General features: G+C 74.7%; 18 protein-coding genes and 3 tRNA genes. 6 read left to right on the top strand and 15 right to left on the bottom strand.

What is annotated here, in order from left to right:
- Positions 1–28: 28 nt before the first annotated feature.
- From hypB to ACQP0T_RS26330, 6 genes are all read right to left on the bottom strand, one after another.
- Entirely contained in the window at positions 29–1207 is a 1179-nt protein-coding gene (gene hypB, locus ACQP0T_RS26305) for a hydrogenase nickel incorporation protein HypB (protein WP_433870430.1), read from the bottom strand.
- On the bottom strand, positions 1208–1540 hold the full coding sequence (locus tag ACQP0T_RS26310) for a hydrogenase maturation nickel metallochaperone HypA (protein WP_433870431.1): 333 nt from the start codon (positions 1538–1540) through the stop codon (positions 1208–1210).
- Between the two features lie 378 nt (positions 1541–1918).
- Positions 1919–4546 (bottom strand): CHAT domain-containing protein, encoded by a 2628-nt coding sequence (locus tag ACQP0T_RS26315; protein ID WP_433870432.1) that lies wholly within the window; start codon positions 4544–4546, stop codon positions 1919–1921.
- On the bottom strand, positions 4543–5010 hold the full coding sequence (locus tag ACQP0T_RS26320) for a hypothetical protein (RefSeq protein WP_433870433.1): 468 nt from the start codon (positions 5008–5010) through the stop codon (positions 4543–4545). The genes ACQP0T_RS26315 and ACQP0T_RS26320 overlap by 4 nt, the downstream gene beginning before the upstream one ends.
- Positions 5007–5591, bottom strand: coding sequence for an RNA polymerase sigma factor (locus ACQP0T_RS26325; RefSeq protein WP_433870434.1), 585 nt, complete (start codon positions 5589–5591; stop codon positions 5007–5009). Before ACQP0T_RS26325 ends, ACQP0T_RS26320 begins: the two co-directional genes overlap by 4 nt.
- 111 nt (positions 5592–5702) lie before the next feature.
- The gene (locus tag ACQP0T_RS26330; RefSeq protein WP_433870435.1) at positions 5703–6845 is read right to left on the bottom strand and encodes a S8 family serine peptidase; all 1143 of its coding nucleotides are present in this window, start codon (positions 6843–6845) and stop codon (positions 5703–5705) included.
- 191 nt (positions 6846–7036) lie between these two features.
- On the opposite strand from ACQP0T_RS26330, the gene ACQP0T_RS26335 reads away from it, so the two are divergent.
- Positions 7037–7720: a hypothetical protein gene (locus ACQP0T_RS26335; RefSeq protein WP_433870436.1), complete on the top strand. Its 684-nt coding sequence runs from the start codon at positions 7037–7039 to the stop codon at positions 7718–7720.
- Positions 7721–7977: 257 nt separating this feature from the next.
- On the opposite strand, the gene ACQP0T_RS26340 is transcribed toward ACQP0T_RS26335, so the two are convergent.
- On the bottom strand, positions 7978–9405 hold the full coding sequence (locus tag ACQP0T_RS26340; protein WP_433870437.1) for a PLP-dependent aminotransferase family protein: 1428 nt from the start codon (positions 9403–9405) through the stop codon (positions 7978–7980).
- A gap of 52 nt (positions 9406–9457) precedes the next feature.
- Between ACQP0T_RS26340 and ACQP0T_RS26345 the strand changes: the two genes are divergently transcribed.
- Complete coding sequence (locus ACQP0T_RS26345; protein WP_433870438.1) at positions 9458–10114, top strand: YczE/YyaS/YitT family protein; 657 nt, start codon at positions 9458–9460, stop codon at positions 10112–10114.
- Positions 10115–10325: 211 nt separating this feature from the next.
- On the opposite strand, the gene ACQP0T_RS26350 is transcribed toward ACQP0T_RS26345, so the two are convergent.
- The 4 genes from ACQP0T_RS26350 to ACQP0T_RS26365 all read right to left on the bottom strand — a co-directional run bounded on the left by ACQP0T_RS26350 (position 10326) and on the right by ACQP0T_RS26365 (position 14335).
- On the bottom strand, positions 10326–11720 hold the full coding sequence (locus ACQP0T_RS26350; RefSeq protein WP_433870439.1) for an amidase: 1395 nt from the start codon (positions 11718–11720) through the stop codon (positions 10326–10328).
- 558 nt (positions 11721–12278) lie between these two features.
- A complete protein-coding gene (locus tag ACQP0T_RS26355) occupies positions 12279–12500 on the bottom strand; it encodes a hypothetical protein (RefSeq protein WP_433870440.1) in 222 nt (73 codons plus the stop codon).
- A 52-nt stretch (positions 12501–12552) separates the two neighbouring features.
- Positions 12553–13491: a hypothetical protein gene (locus ACQP0T_RS26360; protein ID WP_433870441.1), complete on the bottom strand. Its 939-nt coding sequence runs from the start codon at positions 13489–13491 to the stop codon at positions 12553–12555.
- 100 nt (positions 13492–13591) lie between these two features.
- Positions 13592–14335, bottom strand: coding sequence for an AraC family transcriptional regulator (locus tag ACQP0T_RS26365; RefSeq protein WP_433870442.1), 744 nt, complete (start codon positions 14333–14335; stop codon positions 13592–13594).
- Positions 14336–14389: 54 nt separating this feature from the next.
- Between ACQP0T_RS26365 and ACQP0T_RS26370 the strand changes: the two genes are divergently transcribed.
- Together ACQP0T_RS26370 and ACQP0T_RS26375 are read left to right on the top strand one after the other, a co-directional pair.
- Complete coding sequence (locus ACQP0T_RS26370) at positions 14390–15580, top strand: MFS transporter (protein WP_433870443.1); 1191 nt, start codon at positions 14390–14392, stop codon at positions 15578–15580.
- Between the two features lie 190 nt (positions 15581–15770).
- Positions 15771–15878, top strand: coding sequence for a lasso RiPP family leader peptide-containing protein (locus tag ACQP0T_RS26375; protein ID WP_433870444.1), 108 nt, complete (start codon positions 15771–15773; stop codon positions 15876–15878).
- Positions 15879–15966: 88 nt separating this feature from the next.
- Here the strand turns inward: ACQP0T_RS26375 and ACQP0T_RS26380 are convergent.
- The 4 genes from ACQP0T_RS26380 to ACQP0T_RS26395 form a co-directional block, all read right to left on the bottom strand.
- Positions 15967–16040 (bottom strand) — tRNA-Phe (locus tag ACQP0T_RS26380).
- 27 nt (positions 16041–16067) lie between these two features.
- Positions 16068–16144, bottom strand: a tRNA-Asp gene (locus tag ACQP0T_RS26385).
- 25 nt (positions 16145–16169) lie between these two features.
- A tRNA-Glu gene (locus tag ACQP0T_RS26390) sits at positions 16170–16242 on the bottom strand.
- 500 nt (positions 16243–16742) lie between these two features.
- Positions 16743–16985, bottom strand: a complete 243-nt coding sequence (locus ACQP0T_RS26395; protein WP_345357047.1) for a hypothetical protein — start codon at positions 16983–16985, stop codon at positions 16743–16745.
- 202 nt (positions 16986–17187) lie between these two features.
- Here ACQP0T_RS26395 and ACQP0T_RS26400 point away from each other — a divergent pair, with 202 nt between their 5' ends.
- Together ACQP0T_RS26400 and ACQP0T_RS26405 are read left to right on the top strand one after the other, a co-directional pair.
- Positions 17188–17409: a heavy-metal-associated domain-containing protein gene (locus ACQP0T_RS26400; RefSeq protein WP_345357044.1), complete on the top strand. Its 222-nt coding sequence runs from the start codon at positions 17188–17190 to the stop codon at positions 17407–17409.
- Between the two features lie 262 nt (positions 17410–17671).
- A complete protein-coding gene (locus ACQP0T_RS26405) occupies positions 17672–18295 on the top strand; it encodes a hypothetical protein (RefSeq protein WP_433870445.1) in 624 nt (207 codons plus the stop codon).
- The last annotated feature ends 41 nt before the right edge of the window (positions 18296–18336 follow it).

Below are 18336 nucleotides of genomic sequence, written 5' to 3' on the forward strand. Positions count from 1 at the left end.
CTCCTCCAGCACCGCTGGTCCACAGTGATCACCCGTCCGCCGGCTCGGCGGCACCGCGCGGCGCCGCGACCGGGCGGCCCGGTCCGGAGCGCAACCAGCCGAACCACTCCGGCAGTCCTTCGCCGGTGGTGGCCGACACCAGCAGCACCTCCGCTCCGGGGTTGAGCCGCCTGACCTGCTCGGCGCACCGAGCCGGGTCGAAGTCGACGTGCGGCAGCAGGTCGGCCTTGTTGATCAGCACCAGGTCCGCCTCGCGGAACATGTGCGGGTACTTGATCGGCTTGTCCGCGCCCTCGGGCACCGACATCACCACCACCCGGCGGGTCTCGCCGAGGTCGAACAGCGCCGGGCAGACCAGGTTGCCGACGTTCTCGACGAACAGCAGCGAACCCGGCCCGGGATCGAGCGCGACCACCGCGCGAGCCAGCATCTCGGCGTCGAGGTGGCACCCGGACCCGGTGTTGACCTGGACGACCGGACAACCGGCCGCGCGGATGCGCTCGGCGTCGACCTGCGTCTCCTGGTCGCCTTCGACGACCGCGATCGGCGCGGACCCGCCGAGCTCGCGGATGGTGCGCTCCAGCAGCGTGGTCTTGCCCGCGCCGGGCGAGCTCATCAGGTTCACCGCCACCACACCGCGCTCGGCGAGGTCGCGCCGGTTCGCCGCGGCGAGCGCGTTGTTCTTCGCCAGCACGTCCTGCTCGATGCTCACCTTGCGCGACGCCCGAGGCCTGCGGTGCCGCGCAGGCGGCACCCCCGCACGCCCCTCGACGCGCAGCGCCGCACCACCGGCGCGGGCGGCGGTGCCGGCGCGGGCAGCGCCGTCGGCGCGGCCGGCGGTGTCGCGGGCGGCGCCGTCGGCTCGGGCAGCGGTGTCGGCATGAGCGGCGGTATCGCGGGAGTCGTCCTCGTGCCCGGGGTGGACGTGGTCCCCTTCGCCGTGCCCGTGGCGCACGTGGTCGGAGTGCGCGTGGTCGGAGTGCGCGTGGTCGGAGTGCGCGTGGTCGTGCATGTGCGCGTCTCCGCACTCGCCGTGCCCGTGCGCTCGTGACCCGTGCCCGTGATCGTGCGCGTGGTCGGGCCCGAGCGCGTCGTCCTGCGCGTGGTCGTGGTCGTGCCGACCGGGATGGCCGGTGGCGTGCCAGGGGCCGGTGGGGATGCTGATCCGCACCTGGGCGTCCTCGTCGCACCCGCACGTCGCGCACATCTACGCCGCCACCTCCACGGCCGTCACCGACAGTTCGTCGCCGCCGATCACCGCGACCTCGGTGCTGCCGCAGGAGCAGAGCACCGCCAGGTCCTCGACCGCGAACTCGTCCGCGCACGTCCGGCACCGGGCGCGACCCGGCGGCTCGTCGATCTCCAGCCGCGCACCGGCCACCGGCGACCCCTGGGCCACGAGGTCGAAGCAGAACCGCACCGCGTCCGGAACGACGCCGGCGACCTTGCCGATGCGCATGTGGACGGCGAGGATCTCCGCGCTGTCCGTGCGCTCCACGATGGTGTCGACGATGTTCTGGGTGATGGCGAGCTCGTGCATCCGCGCTCCCGGTACCGAGGTCCTTGGCCCGGAACCGCGAATTCCGTTCGCGCCCCGGCCAACCGAGGAACCCGACCGTAGGTCCGCGCTCACGGGTCCGCGACTCGGCGTCGGGCCTCATGGTCATCGACCACGCGGATTGATGAACGTTTCCGCGCCACCCGGGCCTGCCGGGAGGAGCGGCGGTTCATCGCACCCGCGGGACCGTGGCGGCACTCGCCACGCGAACGGGTTCCGGTGGCCTCGGTGCGAGCTGCGCAGCAAGTGGCCGCACGCGGCTGCCGCCGCCCGGCGAACCGGGGAACAGGTTCCGGGCCGGGCCTTCCGCGGGCGCTCGCCCGAGGGGCCTGCCGAGCGGCGGTCCGCGATCGCCTCGTCCTAGCGGCGCTCACCTCCGTACCCGATGCAGAGGAAGCCGGATTCGCCGTGCTCCGCCTGCGCCGCGGCCAACGCAGTGGCGGGCGTCGTCCCGCGGCGCAGGGCGGAGTGCAGCGTCTCCATCATCGCGGCGGTGCGCTCGTCCGGGACCGGAACGACGCTCGCGATGACCGTCGCGGTCCCGCGACCGAGCAGGGTGGCGGCCAGCCCGCTGATCTGGTCGCCGGGGCGGACCGCCGACTGCCCCACTTCGCACGCCGACAGCACCACCGTTGCCGGACCGCGCGGCAACCGGTCCAAGTCGTAGGCGTAGAGCGGTCCGTCGGCGAGGTCCACGCAGGACAGCAGCGGCCGGTCGTCGCGGAACCGGCCGTGCGCGGCGATGTGCACGGTGGCCGCACCGTCCGCAGTGGACATCGCTCGCGCCGCGGTGGCGGCCGGTCCGACGAGCAGCGTCCCGCCGGACGCCCGGTGCAACGACTCCACCTCCTGCGCCGCGTGCTCCAACCCGGGACCGGCGATCCAGACCTGGTCCCCATCGGGATCGGCCGCCCGCGCGTCCCGGGCGGCCCGGAACCACACCGGCAGCGACGGGGTGACCGTGACCGGGCGGCCCCGGCAGTCGGGCAGCGCCGCCCACGGCAGCGCGTGCAACCGCCCGGTGGGCACCACCACGAGCGGCCGACCGCGCGCCAGCGCGGGCAGCACCGGGCCGAGGAGCTGGGCCTGGAGCTCGGCGGCCATCCGCTTGGCACCGGCCCGGTACGCGTCGTTGAACCGCAGCGCCCCGAGCTCGGCCCGGCGGGCGAGGAAGTACCGCAGCCGCCGGGACCGCTGCTCCGCGCCCGACTCCGAACCGAGCCGGTGCAGCGCCACCTCCCCGTCGGCCACGACGAGCGCGTGCAGCGCGTCGCCGTGCGCGAACAGGTTCAGCAGCACCGCGCCACCGAGCCGGTCCACCACCTCGTCCAGGCACCACCGGCCGCCGGAACCCTGCGCACCGCCGTCGGCCAGGAGCGCGCGGCGGCGGACCCGCCCCTCCAGCGCCGCGACCGCCTCGTGCTCCGCGTGCCGGTCCGGGGCGGTGCGGGTGCCGACCACGGCCGCGCGCAGGTCGGCCAGCGCGGCGGTCAACCCGGCGTCGGCCGCGGGCGCCGGGGACCGCCGGTGCAGCACGCCCGTGCGGGCCCGTTCGACGCAGCGCAGCACCCACTGCGGGTCGCCGGTGCGCAGCGCGGCGCCCACCAGCAGCTCGCCGAGCTCCTCGGCCAGCCCGAGCACGTGGACCCGGAGCTCGAAGGCGCCCAGCGCCGCGGCGTGGGCTTCGACCTCCCGCAACCCCGACCAGCACGTGCGGAACAGCCCGGGCAGGTCACCGGACTGCTCGGCGAGCCGCGCCGCGGCGACGCGGCCGAGCAGCCGCAGCCGCGCCGAGCCGGTCGGTTCCACCGCACCGGTGACCAGCCGCAGCAGGGTGCGCGCGGTCCCGGGCGCACCCGCCTGCCGCGCGCGGTGCGCCGCGGTCAGCCACAGCTCGGCGGCGGCCTCCGGCCACCCGTGCCCGGCGCACGCCGCACCGGCCCGCCGAGCGGCGGCCAGCGCGTGCCGGGACGGCCGCTCGCGGAGCAGCTTGGCCCGCCACTCCACCGCCGCGGCCAGCGCCACCCACGCCGGGCGCCGCTGCTGCCGGAAGAGCCGCCGGGCCAGCGCGGCGGACTCGGCGGCGGCCTCGACGTCGCCGGAGCGCAGCGCGCAGCCGGCCAGCCCGAGCCGGGTCTCGGCGAGCTTGGCGGCCCGGCCGTGCCGCTCCAGCCGGGTCGCGGCCCGTTCCATCGCGGAGCGCGCCTCGGCGTCGAGCCCGGCGGCGGCGAACGCCTCCGCGCGGTCCACCAGCGTCTCGGGCACCGCGTCGAGGTCGAGTTCGGGCGCCGCCTGCTCGAACAGCCGCAACGCCCGCGGCAGGTCGCCGGAGCGCAGCGCGACGCAGCCCTGGTTGTGCCGGCACGCCGCCGCCCGCGCGGTGCTGCCGTCGGCCAGCAGCAGCCGCTCCGCGGTGAAGAAGTCCGCTTCCGCCTGCTCCCACCGGCCGGTGTAGAGGTGCGCCGTGCCGCGCCCGACGAGCGCGTTGGCCGCCCACCGGTGCTGCCTGCGGAACTCGGGGCGCCGCATCGCGGCGGTCAGCTCCGCGACGGCCTCGTCGTACCGGTCCGCGCGGCAGGCGAGCAGACCGCGCAGGCAGCGGAACCGGAACACCTCGGCCGCGGGCAGCGCGTCCTCGGCGGCGGCGAGCTGCCGGGTGCTCTCGTCGACGGCACCGCGTTCGAACTCGATCCACGCGGAGGTCAGCCGCAACTGCGCCGCGCGCTCGGCCAGCCCGGCCCGCCGCGCCGCGCTCAGGCCCAACCGCACGTGCCGCCGGGCGTCGCGCACCCGGCCCCGCTCCACCGCCGCGAGCGCCGCGAGGTGCCGGGCGACCACGCGCACCTCGGGATCGCGGGTCCCGCAGGACAACCACTCGTGCGCCCGGCGGGCCGCCGCCTCCGGTGCGGTGCTGACCTTGTCGAGCCAGCGCTGCGCCGTCGCGAGCACCGCCTCGGTGGTCGGTTCCACCGCGGCCCCGGTGCTCAACAGACCAGCCAATCCGCGATGGCGGGGGCCGAGCGGGGTGCCTGGAACACCACGCTGATCGGTCCCCGCGGCACGTCCGGCACCGCGAAGGCGCCGTGCTCGTCGAGCTCGGCCGCGCGTTCCCCGGCGGGATGCCGCACCGCGAGGCGCCCGCCCGGCCGGGACTGCCCGGCCCGGTTGATCACCAGCCCGGAAACCCGGTAGAGCCCCGGCACGGTCGGGACCAGCTCCAGCTCCACGATGCGCCCGGGCATCAGGAAGGTCAGCACCCGGGACGCGGGGCCCCAGGACCGGACCGGCGCCGGCTCGTCGACCGAGTCCGCGACCAGTTCGAGCGCCGACGTCGACGTGCCCGACCGGAACCGCACCGCCGCGTAGGCGGCGTCGACCGCGCGCTGCGGCACCGGGTCGCAGCTCTGGAAGATCTCGCGGAGCGCGCGCAGCTCCTCCGGCGGCCCGCTCATCCCGCCACCTCCCCGGCGAGATCGGCGCCGACCATGCGCCTGCGCAGTTCGGCCAGGCACCGGCCGCGCTTCGGCCCGATCGTGCCCTTCGGCATCCCGAGCGCGGCGCTGATCTGCGCGTAGCTGGCCTCGGGGCTCGCGGCGAGCACCCGGAGCAGCTGCTGGCAGCGCTGCGGCAGTTCGGCGAACGCGCGCCACAGGCGGGTGTGGGTCATCGACCGGAGCACGGTCTGCTCCGGGCCCTCCGCCGCACCGGACGGCGCGAGCAGCGCGCTGTCCAGCCCGAACGGGGCCTCCCGCCGCCGCGCCTTGGCCAGCCGCGCCGCTTCCCGGCGGGCCGTGGTGGCCAGCCACCCCGGCAGCGCCTCCGGTGACCGCAGGCGGCCCAGGTTCTCGGCGAGCAACAACCACGTCGCCTGCGACACGTCCTCCGCGTCGGCGGCGCAGTGGGTGAACGCCCGCGCGGTGCTCCACACCACGGGTTCGTGGCGATCCACCAGCTCGCGCCACGCCCACTGCTCCCCTGCCGCCGCGCGGCGGAGCAGAACCGCTGTCGTGCAGCGCTTTCCGACCTCCTGCATCACGGCCCCCTTCCCCGGTCCCCGACCGCGGCTCGTGGGACACCCGGCCTTCCGGGTCCCTTCGCGGGATTAAGAGGACCGGGGCGGGCCCGTGGATTCGCCCCGGCTCGATTACCGCCCGAACGGGTAATCCCGGCACGCGATGGCGCGCGCCTCGGCCGGACCGCGGCCCTCGTGCAGCGCGGTCACCGCGGCGGCGGCCACCCGGGGCGCCGCGAACGACGTCCCGCTCCACCGCGCGTAGCCGTAGACCCGGCCGTCCGGACCGGACATCCGCACGTAGCTGCTGACCACGTCGACCCCGGGCGCGGCGGCGTCCACCCAGTCGCCCGCGCCGGAGAACCCGGCGACCGCGCCGTCCGGACCGGTGGCCGCGACCGCCACCACCGAATCCAGCGCGGCGGGCCAGAACGGCCTGGTCCCGCCGTGGTTGCCCGCCGCGGCCACGACCACCGCCCCGGCCCAGCGCGCCAGTTCCGCGCGCAGCACCGGTGGGCAGCGGTCGTCGGCGGTGCGGCACCCCGAGGTCAGCACCAGCGCACCGATCCGCTCCCCGCGCCGCGCCGCGAGCTCGCGCGCCCGCCGCAGCCCGGCGACCACCCGCAGGTCGTCGGTGAAACCCAGCGAGGACAGCACCCGGTGCGCCCGCACCACCGCTCCCGGCGCGTGGCGGCGCACCACACCGCTGACGAAGGTGCCGTGCCCGGCCTGCCGGTCCTGCCCGGAATCGTCGTCGGCGTCGAGCACCTCGGGCACCGGCTCGAACCACGCCTCGTCCCGGAACCACGGGTGCGGGTCGCAGCCGGTGTCGAGCACGTCGACCACCACGCGGGGCGACCAGGTGCCGGGCGCGGGCGGCGACGGCGCCGCCGCATCCCCCGGCTCCGCGCCGGTCCCGAACATCACCGGTGTCCCGAACATCACCGGCGTGCCGAACATGACCGGCGAACCGAGGTGCACGTGGTGGGCCGCGCCTCCGGATTCCTGCGCCATCTCCACGCACCGGTCGCGTTCGGCGGGCCGCAGCAGCACGCGGGACACGCCCGCCGCCGCGTCGTGCCGGACCTCGTCGACCCACCGGCGGCAGCGCGCCAGCACCGGCTCGAACACGTCCACCGTGGCGAGGAGTTCCCCGCGCCGCACCAAGGATTCGGCCGGACCGCCCGGATCGTGCAGCAGGAAGTCGTGCCCGTAGGACGACCAGGCCCGCTGGAGTTCGGCGATGTCCAGACCCCACGTCCGCTCAGCGTTCACGGCGCCGAACTCTGCCGATCGGTCGATCAGTCCATTGCGGACACGCCGTCCCGCGGACGTGGTTCCCACCGATCTGACGACGTTCGGCCCCTTTCCTCGCACCCCGCCGCCGTGCAGAATCGCGGACGTCGGTCGCGGATGATCACCGCGGCGGGCACCGGCGCGATGTCCGACGACAGGTGGTGGTGGCGGTGACGGGTTCTCGCGCGCTGCGCCGCGCGCTGGTCATCGGCGGCTTCCTGCTCGGCGGCGGGTTCGCCGGGGTCGGCGTCGCCTCGGCGGACGTGGAACCGCCGGACGTGGCGATCGCGGTCCCCGAGATCACCGCGCCGGACATCGTCGTCCGGGTCGACGCGCCGGAGATCCCCGAGGTCGAGCCGCCGTTCGAGCCACCGGACGTCGCCGCACCGCCGGGACCCGTCGACGCGGCGGACCCCACCGACGCGCCGGTCGAGGTGATCGGCGAGCTCGCCGCCGTCGAACCGGAGCCCACCGCCGCACCGCAGCGGCGGCACGTCACCGAGCCCGACCCGGCTCCGGTCGCGGAGGCACCGCGGCGCACCGGGACCACCGCGCCCGAACCGTCGCCGCCCGCCGCGCCGCCCGAGCCGGACACCGTCGAGCCGCCGACCGCGCCGGAGGAACCGGACCGGGGCCCCGTCGAACCGCCGCCCGCGCCGGTGAGCCCGCCGTGCCCGGTGAGCAGCCTGTCGTCCAGCAGTGCGTGCGGCGCGCCCGGCGGGGTGCGCGGCGCCGTCGCGATCGTCACCCCCGTCCCGGAACTCGTCCGGTCGGGTGCGGGCGACGCCGTCCGCCCGGCGCCGGTGCGCCTGCGCGACGTGAGCGCCGCGGCGCCGTCGACGTCACCCGACTGAAACCTGCGCGTTCGTCCGGTTGGCCCGACCCTGGTGTCTGCACGGGGTCGCGCACGCATCCCGGCTCCGAGTCGGCCGACTGCGCCCGGCCTGCTCGGGAAAGGGCACCACCAGCCAGTTTCCGGTCCGATCATGACCTGCCGGAACGCCGAGCTCGGTGCCCGCCCCGGTGCCGCAATGCCCCTGCGGCACCGGGGCCCGGCGCAGCGGAGGTCGTCCGCCGGCACGACGAGGGGCCGTGCCGGCGGACGACTCCATCACACGATCGGGTCGTCCTGGCCGCCGATCTCCCGGAGCGATCCGGCCGCGCGCGCGAGACGCCGCACCGCCTCGGCCGCCTGCTCGCCCGGCAACGTGCAGGGCACCCGCACCCAGCGCTCCAACGAGCCGTTCACCGAGAACCGCGCTCCCGGCGCCAGCCGGACCCCGCGCTGCTCGGCGGCCACCGACAACCGGCTGCTCACCGGCGCCCCGATGTCGCACCACAGCGACAACCCGCCGTCGGGCAACCGGTAGCGCCAGTGCGGCAGGTGCGCGGCCAGCGCGGCCACCAGATCACCGCGCCGGTCGGTGATCTCCTGGCGCCGCCGCGCCAGCACCTCGTCCGACGCGGCGAGCAGTTCGTCCAGCACGAGCTGTTCCAGCAGCGGTCCGCCCAGGTCGACGGCCGCCCGCCCCAGCACCATCCGCCGCACCAGGTCCTCCGGCGCGCGGACCCAGCCGAGGCGCAACCCGCCCCAGAACGCCTTGCTCGCCGAGCCGACGGTGATCACCCGGTTGCTGAAGGCGGCCATCGGCGGCGGAGGCGGCTGGCCGGTGAGGTCGAGGTCCACCAGCGTCTCGTCGACGACGGCCGTGGTGCAGGTGCGCCGCAACGCCTGACCGAGGCGGGCGCGTCCCCCGGCGTCGAGCCGGAAACCGGTCGGGTTGTGGAAGTCCGGGATCAGGTAGGCGAGCCGGGGCGAGGTCTGCCGCAGGGTGGCGGCGAGCTGCTCCAGGTCCCAGCCGTCCTCGGCCATCGGCACCGCGACCGGGCGCGCGTGGACGCCGTGGATCGCGGTCAGCGCGTTCGGGTAGGTCGGGTGCTCCACCAGCACCCGGTCGCCCGGCGCGACGAGCGTCCGCAGCACCAGCGCGAACGCGTGCTGCGCACCGTGGGTGATCAGCACCTGCTCCGGACCGGTGGGCAGGCCGCGGCGGGTGTAGCCCTCGGCGATCCGCGCGCGCAGCGCGAGCAGCCCGTGCGGCAGGTAGCCGTGCTCGCCGAGGTGCTCCGGCAACCGCTCCTGGGCGCGCCGGGCGGCACCGACGAGCTCGGCGGGCGCGGCGGGGGTGGCCTGCGCGAGGTTGATGACCTCGGAGTCCTCGCCCGGCACCCAACCCGCGGGCGCGCCCCCGGTGCGGTCGCCCCCGGGCAGCCGCACCCACGACCCGGCGCCGCGCCTGCTCGACGCGAACCCGTCCTCCCGGAGCAGCTCCAAGGTGCGCACGACGAGCGTGCGGCTGACCCCGAGGGCGTCGGCGAGCTCCCGTTCGGCGGGCAGCCGGGTGTCCGGGGGCAACCTCCCGTCGCGGACGAGCTGCCGGACCTCGGCGGCCAGCGCCCGCGAGGAGGGTCGCCCGGTGCCGGTCCAGGCACCGAGCAGGTCCGCCAGCTTCCGGGCGGAGAGCGACGTGCCGTTCACCGGTCCACCCTAGCGGAATTGGACCTTGTCGGTCGCACCCAATCGGGCTGCAATGGTGTCCGTGGCTACCACAACTCCCGGATTGGATCTCTCCGCGCTGCCGATCCGCAGCCGTCCGGCACTCCGGTTCACCCAGTTGTTCGGCGGGCTGGTGCTCTACGGCGCCAGCATGGGCCTGCTGGTCCGCGCCCAGCTCGGGCTGATGCCGTGGGACGTGCTGCACGAGGGGCTGGCGGAACGGCTCGGCTGGACCTTCGGGTCGGTGACGGTGCTGACCGGGGTGCTGGTGCTGCTCGCCTGGCTCCCGCTGCGGCAGCGCCCGGGGCTGGGGACGGTGGCCAACATCCTGGTCATCGGCGTGTCCGTGGACGCCACCCTGGCGCTGGTCCCGCCGCTGGACCCGCTCGCCGCGCAGGTGCCGGTGATGCTCGGCGCGGTGGTGCTCAACGCGGCGGCCACCGCGGTCTACGTCGGCGCCCGCTTCGGTCCCGGCCCGCGCGACGGGCTGATGACCGGGTTGCACGCGCGGACCGGGTACTCGGTGCGCGCGGTCCGCACCACGCTCGAGGTCGCCGTGGTGGCGACCGGAGCGCTGCTCGGCGGGACGATCGGGGTGGCGACGGTGATCTTCGCGCTGGGCATCGGGCCGCTGACCCAGTTGTTCCTCCGCTTCGCCGTCGTGCGGGAGAAAAAAGATCTCTGCCCCTAGAGACATCTCGGGGTACCACGAAGTAACATGGTCGCCGTCCACCCGACCCCCAGGGGTGGACCCCGACGCCCCCGCACTCCCGGCAACCCCCAGGCTGGTTGAGCGCGGGGGCGTCTTACTTCCCGTGCGCCGGCACGACTTCCGCTCACCCGATCGCGCTCGGAGTGAGGGGCACCTTCATCCGGCATAGTCGGATGAAGGTGCCCCTCGCTCAGACCGAGAACCCCTCGATGGGCGGCCAGGTGGTGCCGAAGGCGGCTTCGAGGTCGTGGGCGGCGGCGAGGCAGACGTCCTCGCGGTGGCGCGGGCCGACCACCTGGACGCCGAGCGGCTGGCCGTCGACGACACCGGTCGGCACCGCGACCGCCGGGACCCCGACGCAGGTCGTCGCGGTGCACAGCCGCATCGCCAGCATCATCCGGAGCTGCTGGTCGGGCTCGGCAGGATCGACGTCGAAGGGGCGTTCCGCCGACACCGGGCCGAGGATCACCGGGTAGCGCTCGGCGAAGGCGTCCCACTCCCGCATCGCGCCGAACCGGGTCGCGGTCGCGGCGAGGTAGGTCTCCAGGTCCGCCGGTGGGGCCTGCTGCATCGAGAGTTCCATGTGCCGCGCGGATTCCGCGGTGAGCAGTCCGCGCAACCGCGGCCAGCGGAGCCCGAACTCGGCGGTGATCAGGGTGCCGTAGCTGGTCAGCACGTCCGCCAGGCGCGGTGGTTCGGCCTCCGCCACCTCCCACCCCGCGTCGGAGAGCGCCGCCGCCGACCGCTGGAGCTGGTCCCGGACCTGCGGGTGCACGCCGAGCCCGGCGGGGTCCGCGCACAGCGCGACCCGGCGGGGCGGCAGCGGCCGGGGCGCGGGGGAGGCGGTGCGCGGATCGGCGACGTCCCGCCCGGAGAGCACGTCGAACGCGACCGCCAGATCGCCGACGCTGCGGGCCATCGGCCCGTCGACCGGGAAGACCTGGGACGCGAGCGTCGGATCGGCGCCGCCGACGCGGTGGTCCTGGGCGAGGGCGCCGAACCCCGGTTTGAGCGCCGCCACCCCGCAGTACATCGCGGGCAGCCGCAGCGAACCGCCGGAGTCGTTGCCCAAGCCCAACGGCACCATGCCCGAGGCGGTGGCCGCCGCGTCGCCGCCGCTGCTGCCGCCGGGCGTGCGGATCGCGCCCCACGGGTTCCGGGTCTCGCCGAACAACTGGCTGACCGTGGTGTTGCCCGCGATCGCGAGGTCCGGCATGTTGCTGTGGCCCAGCGGGATCGCCCCCGCCGCGCGCAGCCGCCGCACCCCGGGCGCGTCCGCGGCGGCCACGGCGTCGCGGAAGTGCGGGACGCCGTGCGTGGTCGGATGCCCGGCCACGTCGACGTTCTCCTTCGCGGTGAACGGCACCCCGGCCAGCGGCCCGACCACCTCCCCCGCCCGGACCCGCGCGTCGATCCGGTCGGCCTCCGCCAGGGCCCCCTCGAACAGCACCGTGATCGCACCGATCGCCGGATCGCACCGCGCCACCCGCGCCAGGTGCGCCTCGACCACCGCGCGGGCGGTGATCTCCCCGCGTCCCACGGCCCGCCCGATCGCCGCCGCGCCCCACCACCACACCTCGTCCACGCCGCAGCACGCTACGGCCCGCTCCGCACCAGCGGTACCGGTTTTCCGGCCGGGAGCAGCGGCGGCGCGTCCGCTCCCACCCGCTGTCGTCAGAACCGTTCGGCAACGGCGCGGGAGGGCCGCCATGCCGGTGCTGCGGTGATCCGCCGGACTGGACGTCCGGTCAGTAGTCGACCCACAGCTCGGTCCACGTACCCGCGGGCTCGAACGAGGGGGCGCAGTTGGACCAGCAGCCCTGCTGCTCGCCCAACTCACAGGCCTCGACGGCGACCTCGTGGGTCATCCAGGTAGCGATGTAGTCGCTGGGCGCAGCCGAGGCCGGAGCGCCGAAGGCGAGGGTGCCCGCGGCGGCGGTGGCGATGATCAGGGTGAGGCGGCTCGTGCCCGCTGTCCGCTCAGGTTCGGAGTTCTGTCGGGGACGGCTAGTCCTCTCCGGGCCTCTTGAACCTCGCTCGACGTCGCGTTTGCGGTCGCGATGGTGCAACGGGAGGGGGGAGGCGCGACCGCGGTCGCGCCTCCCCCTCCCCGAGGCCGGTTGGGGCCGGGCCGCGCCTTCGGTCAGAGCCAGACCCACATCTCGATCTGCGACGCGTCCGGGCCCTTCAACGAGAAGGCGCAGCTCGACCAGCGGCCCTGCTGCTTGCCCGCGTCGCAGGCCGCATGGGCGGCCTCGTGCGACGGGTAGACGCCGGCGAAGTGACCGGACGCGGCCGAGGCCGGGGCGCCGAAGGCGAGGGAGCCCAGGGCGACCGCGGCGATGGTCAGAGCGGTTCGCTTCATGTCCGCATTCCTCTCGATCCGAAGGACTTCGGGCGTTGCTTCGCCGCGAAGACTAGGGCGCGGCGCTGCGCCCGAGGACATCGCCGAGAGCCGATGTGCCCGAACGGACACGGCGACCCACCCCTTTTTCCCGGCTGCCAGCAGACCGGGACGGACGGCGACCCGGGGGTGCACTCACCGGGCCGGCCCCGACGGACGGCGCACACCCACCTCCGCCGGGAGCCACTCCGCAGCCGCCGGAGCTCGGCACCTCAGCCGGAACCAGGTCGGACACCTCCGCGAGTTCGGCGGAGCAACCGCTCATCCAGGCCGATGCGGGCGAATCCGCCACGTGCGGCTTCCCGCCAACCGTGCGACGGCTGCTCCGCCGGAGCTCGGCATCCCGTGGCCGGGGTTGGTCGTCACCCTTCGACCCGGCGTGCCGATCCGCACCGCCGTCCCGCGAAGACGCCCACGTCCGGATGTCCTGGGCGACCAGGTTCGGCTCGGGTACGACGAACAGCGGGGCCGGTCCGGTACCGGTCTCCACCTTCAGCCGCCGCACGAGCCCACCGCTGAAGAGGTCCACCCCGTTCCGGCACACGACACCGGCACCCGCGACGTCCGCACGCGGGCACCACCACTTCTTGCCGCCGAGGTTCGCGTTGATCCGGTTCGGCAGGAACAGGATGCGATGGCTCGACAGGTACAGCGTCCCGCCGAAGTTCACCACCTCCTGCCTGCGGTTCGCCCAATACCTGGCGATGATCCGCTCGCCTTCGAAGGGAAGCACGTTGTCCGGGAAGCCCGGTCCGCCCGCAGTCACCGCCGAACCTCGCTCGCCCACCGCAGCCTCCTGCTGCCGAACCGGCCCCCCACCCGGACTCCGATCGGGTCGAGCACCTGAAGTCGCGCCTTTCCGGATCACGACCAGCACGATCGCCGCCACCAGGGCGAGCAGCAGTGCGGCGCCGAACACCACCAGCACCCTGCCCGCGGAGAACCCGTCCATCAGCCGCAGCCCGCCCCGCATTCCTCGACCACGGCCCCGCTGTCCGGATCATCCACCGCACCCGTTTGTCCTGGATGTCCTCGCCGGGCGGGAGCGCGGATCAGGTGGTAGGGCGGGAACCGGGGGTGTGGCCGAAGGTGCGGCGGAAGACGTCGATGAAGGTGCTCGCCGAGGACCAGCCGCAGCGGTGGGCGACCGCGGTGACGGGGGTGCCGTCGGCCAGGAGGATCAGCGCGTGGTGGAGCCTGACCTGGGTGCGCCACCGCGGGTAGGTGAGGCCGAGGTCGTCGCGCAGGCGGCGGGAGAGCGTGCGGGCGCTGGCGCCGAGCTGCCTGCCGAGTTCGTCGAGGGAGCGGTTGTCCGCCGGGTCGGCGCGCAGGATGTCGTGCAGTTCCCGGAGCAGCGGCGTGCTGGGGATCGGCAGGTGCAGCGGCTGTTCGGCGGAGATCGTGAGCTGGTCGAGCAGCACGGCGCGCAGGCGCAGGCGGGGCGCGCTGTCGTCCTCGGGGGCGCGCGTGTAGGCGACGAGGAGCTCGCGGAGCAGCGAGCTGACGGCGAGGACGGCCGGCTCGTCGAGGCCGAGCGGGTTCTCCGCGGCGGGCAGGCCGACGAGGTGGAGGTCGAGTTCACCGTGGGCCTGGTGGTGGTGGACGGTGCCCGCCGGGATCCAGAGCGCGCGGGTGGCGGGGGCGACCCAGGAGCCGGCGTCGGTGGTGACGGCGATGGTGCCCTGGCTGGCGTAGACGATCTGGTGGTCGTCGTGGCGGTGGGCGTCGATCTCGCCGCCGGAGGCGAGGCGCTGGGTCCGGGTCGGCGCGACCGGTGTGTGGCGGATTTTCCACATCACCGGGCAGGTTATCGAAAGCGGGACAGCCCCGGGGCCGACCAGCATGGAGCGGTGCGGCGGAACACCTCGATCACCCTGCTGGCCGTGGGCCATGCCTGCGTCGACATCTACCAGGGGTCCGTCGCGGCGCTGATCCCGTTCTTCGTGGCCGAACGCGACTACAGCTACGCCGTCGCCTCCGCTCTCGCGCTGGCCGCGTCGCTGCTGTCGTCGGTGGCCCAGCCGGTCTTCGGCGCGCTCACCGACCGGTGGGCGATGCCGTGGCTGTTGCCGGTGAGCACGGTGCTGGGCGGTGCGGGCATCGCGCTGAGCGGCCTGAGCGGTTCCTACGGGCTCACCCTGGTCTTCGTCGCGATCTCCGGGCTCGGCGTCGCCGCCTACCACCCCGAGTCGGCCCGCGTGGCCCGGCTGGCCAGCCGGGGCAGCCACCGCGCGATGAGCTGGTTCTCGCTCGGCGGCAACGTCGGTTTCGCGCTCGCGCCGATCATGGTGTCGCTCGCGATCGGACACGGCTCGCTGCGGTGGACGCCGGTGCTGGTCCTGCCCGCGCTCGTCGGCGCCGCCCTGTGCTTGCCACTGCTCCGGGGCCTACCGGTGCTCCGGGCGCTCGGCCGACGGCGGGCCGGGGCGGCGACGTCGGCGGCAGCGGGAACCGACGACGTGGCCTCGTTCGTGAAGCTGTCCTTGGCGGTGGTCTTCCGCTCCGTCGTCTTCGTCGGCCTGAGCACCTTCCTCTCGCTCCACGCCCAGCAGCGGATGCCGGGCAACCCGATCGCGGGCACCGCGGCCCTGTTCCTGCTCTTCCTGGGCGGTGCCGTCGGCTCGGTCCTGGGCGGTTACCTGGCCCACCGCTACGACCGCGTCCGCGTCTCCCGCTGGTCCTACCTGGTCTCGATCGCCGCCGTCGCCGGGGTGGTCCACGTTCCCGGCCCGGCCCTGTTCGGCTTCGTGGCCCTCACCTCCGCGGGCCTGTACGTGCCCTTCTCCTTGCAGGTCACCCTGGGCCAGGACTACCTGCCCTCCCGGGTCGGCACCGCCAGCGGCGTCACCCTCGGCCTCACCGTCAGCATGGGCGGCCTGATCAGCCCCCTGCTGGGGCACCTGGCCGACGCCACCTCCCTGCAAACGGCCCTGACGCCGCTGATCGCCATGCCCGCCCTGAGCTGGCTGCTCTTCCGCGACCTGCCCGAACCCGCGGTCCACCGTCCCCGGCCCGCCGCACCAGCACGACGGAACGCCTGACCTGCGGGCTCCGGTGGCGCGACGAGCAGGGCGGCCCCTCTCCGGGCACGGCGGTGTCCCTGGTTCAGGTGGCGCAGCCGGGCCGGACAGGTGAGGCACCACGAGCACGGTTGTCCATGCCGTCCGAGCTGCGCTGAACTGCGTGTGGTGCCCGCCGACCAGCGGCGGGAGAGGAGAGAGGGGAACCACGATGACCTACACCCCGCCCGAGTTGACCGAGGTCGGCGACTTCAGCGCCGACACCCTCGGCGGCGGCGCCAGTCACGTCCACGACCTCTACGACTACTTCTGGCTGTAGTGGTCCGCTGGGCGACGACTGAGACCCCGGCTGAGACGAAGCGAGCCCCACCGGGATCGGTGGGGCTCGTTTTCGCTGGTCGAAGCGGTGGCCAGGGGCGGGGTCGAACCGCCGACCTTCCGCTTTTCAGGCGGACGCTCGTACCAACTGAGCTACCTGGCCAGGAGCGTCCGGCAGTGCCGTTCGCCGTGGCGACCCAGACGGGACTCGAACCCGCGACCTCCGCCGTGACAGGGCGGCGCGCTAACCAACTGCGCCACTGGGCCTTGCTTGCTGTCTTCAGTTGTAGCGTACCCCCAACGGGATTCGAACCCGCGCTACCGCCTTGAAAGGGCGGCGTCCTAGGCCGCTAGACGATGGGGGCCCGGCCGATTCGTCACCGACCCGGCCTTGCCTCCAACCGGCTTTCCCTTTCGGGAGCGCCCCGTTGGGAGCAATGAAAGCTTACGACATGCCCTCCTGCGGCCGTGCACGGGGGGTGCCCATCGCGGGGGACGGGGTCGGCCGACCTCCGCGATCAGGTGGCCACGATACCAGCGCGCCGCTCTGACCAGCAACGACAATTGATCTCGGCGCCGTCGGAACCACCTCGGCGAGCCTCGGCGCGGGGCCGGCGGACCGGCCTGCGGACCGCCGGGGCGGACTTTTCGGACATCCGCCGGTTTTGTGATCCACAGCACTCCCAGCGGGGCCTTGCCGGAGCGCGGCGCCCCGCCTGGGCGGCCGAGCACATCCACTCGTTCGGCGGAGTCGGCGCCCGGTCGGTTGATCTTGATCCCGGCTGGGCGATCACGGCACGTGATCACCGGGGGCCCGTCCGCACCGGTGAAGTCCACCCGCCCGTCCGGGTCGGCGGAGCCAGCGTCAGCGGTTCACCGGCGGTTCCCCGTCGTCCTCGTCCGGGACGAGTCCGAGCATGTCGAGCAGCAGGCGGCAGTCCTCCGCGTCCGCCGCGCTCCGCGCGACCGCGATCCGCGCGCGGTGGATCTCCTCAGGTGAGAGCCGCGCGGGCTCGCCGCCCCGCTGCACGGGCACCGACGGTGCCCCGCGCGCGGCGTCTTCGTCCTGCTGCCACAAGAACTTCCGTACGTCGAGCGACCCGTACATGGCGCCTCCCCGGCCTCGGGTGTCGCCCGCAGGCTAGCCAGACGGCCGCGACACCCGCAGCCCCCCAGAGAGTGATTTGGCACCGACTCTGCGTAATCGAGTGGGAGCCGTCGATCCACTTCGGAATCAACCGCCGCGGCCCGCACCGCTGGCATGATCGTCCACAGCGGACGGCGCCGGGCCGTGCGGAGAGAGGAGTGCGATGCCAGCCCAGACCTTCACCGTGAGCGGGATGACGTGCGGACACTGCGCCGAATCGGTCAGCGAGGAGCTTTCGGTCCTCCCGGGCGTGACGCAGGTCGAGGTCGCCGTGGAGAGCGGCCGGGTCACGGTGCTCAGCGACCACGGGCTGACCGAGCAGGCCGCCACCGCGGCCATCGGCGAGGCCGGGTACGTGATCGCCGAGTGGCCCAGCACCAACTGAGCGTTCGCGCGAGACCCCTGGAGATGACCGGCGGATGACCGCGGCCGGTCCGGCCGACGACACGAATCCTGCTCGGAAGCCTCCCCAAAGGCCACCTCGCGTGCCACAATCATGACCGCTGGCACTCCCCCGGCCAGCACAAGTGGAGATCCCCTCCGGGCCCCGCGTTACTCCCCCTGACGCGGGGGCCCTCCGCGTCCACCGGCCGGTGTCGGCGAGCACAGCGATGCGCTTCCCGCAACCGAACCGTTATCGTGGGCGCGTGGCTCTAGGACGAACGAAGATCGGCCGGCGGCAGAGGCCGGACTCCGCCCCCGCCGATGCGGCAGCGGTCGCCGAACCGGATCCCGAACTGGATTCGTACCTGGCGGCGCTCGCTCCCGAGGAAGACGTGGAGAGCACCGGCTCCGGACGCAGGTTCGGCGCCTCGGAGGTCCACCAGCTCCGGCTGCCGCTGATGGCCAACGAACGGCTCAAGGAGCTGGCGTTCAAGCAGGGCACCTCGCCCGCGGCGCTGGCCCGCGACTGGGTGCTCCAGCACCTCTCCGAAGCCGACCTGCGGGAGGCCCCGCAGCCGCCGAGCGGCGGTGGACCGGTGTGGCCGGGCTCCGACGAACCGACGGCGGTCGCCCCGCACCCCGCGCACGGCCAGGCTCAGCACGGGCAGGCCCAGCAGGGCCAGGTGCAGGCCGAACCCGAGCGGCCCGAGCCGCACCCCGACCCGTACGGCCTCGACCCGCACGCCGCGGACCCCTACGGCTACGGGCCGGGGCAGTACGACCTCGACCAGTACGACCCGTACGCCGGTGACCTGTACGCACCGCACGCCGCCGACGTGGAGCGGACCGACGAGATCACCGTTCCGCACCGCCGCCTGCGGCGCTGACCCGCGGCCGGTGCCGACCGCCTCCGGTCGGCATCGGCCGG

Origin of the sequence: Saccharopolyspora sp. CA-218241 (assembly GCF_050954615.1) — a bacterium.
GTDB classification, from domain to species: Bacteria; Actinomycetota; Actinomycetes; order Mycobacteriales; family Pseudonocardiaceae; genus Saccharopolyspora; species Saccharopolyspora cebuensis.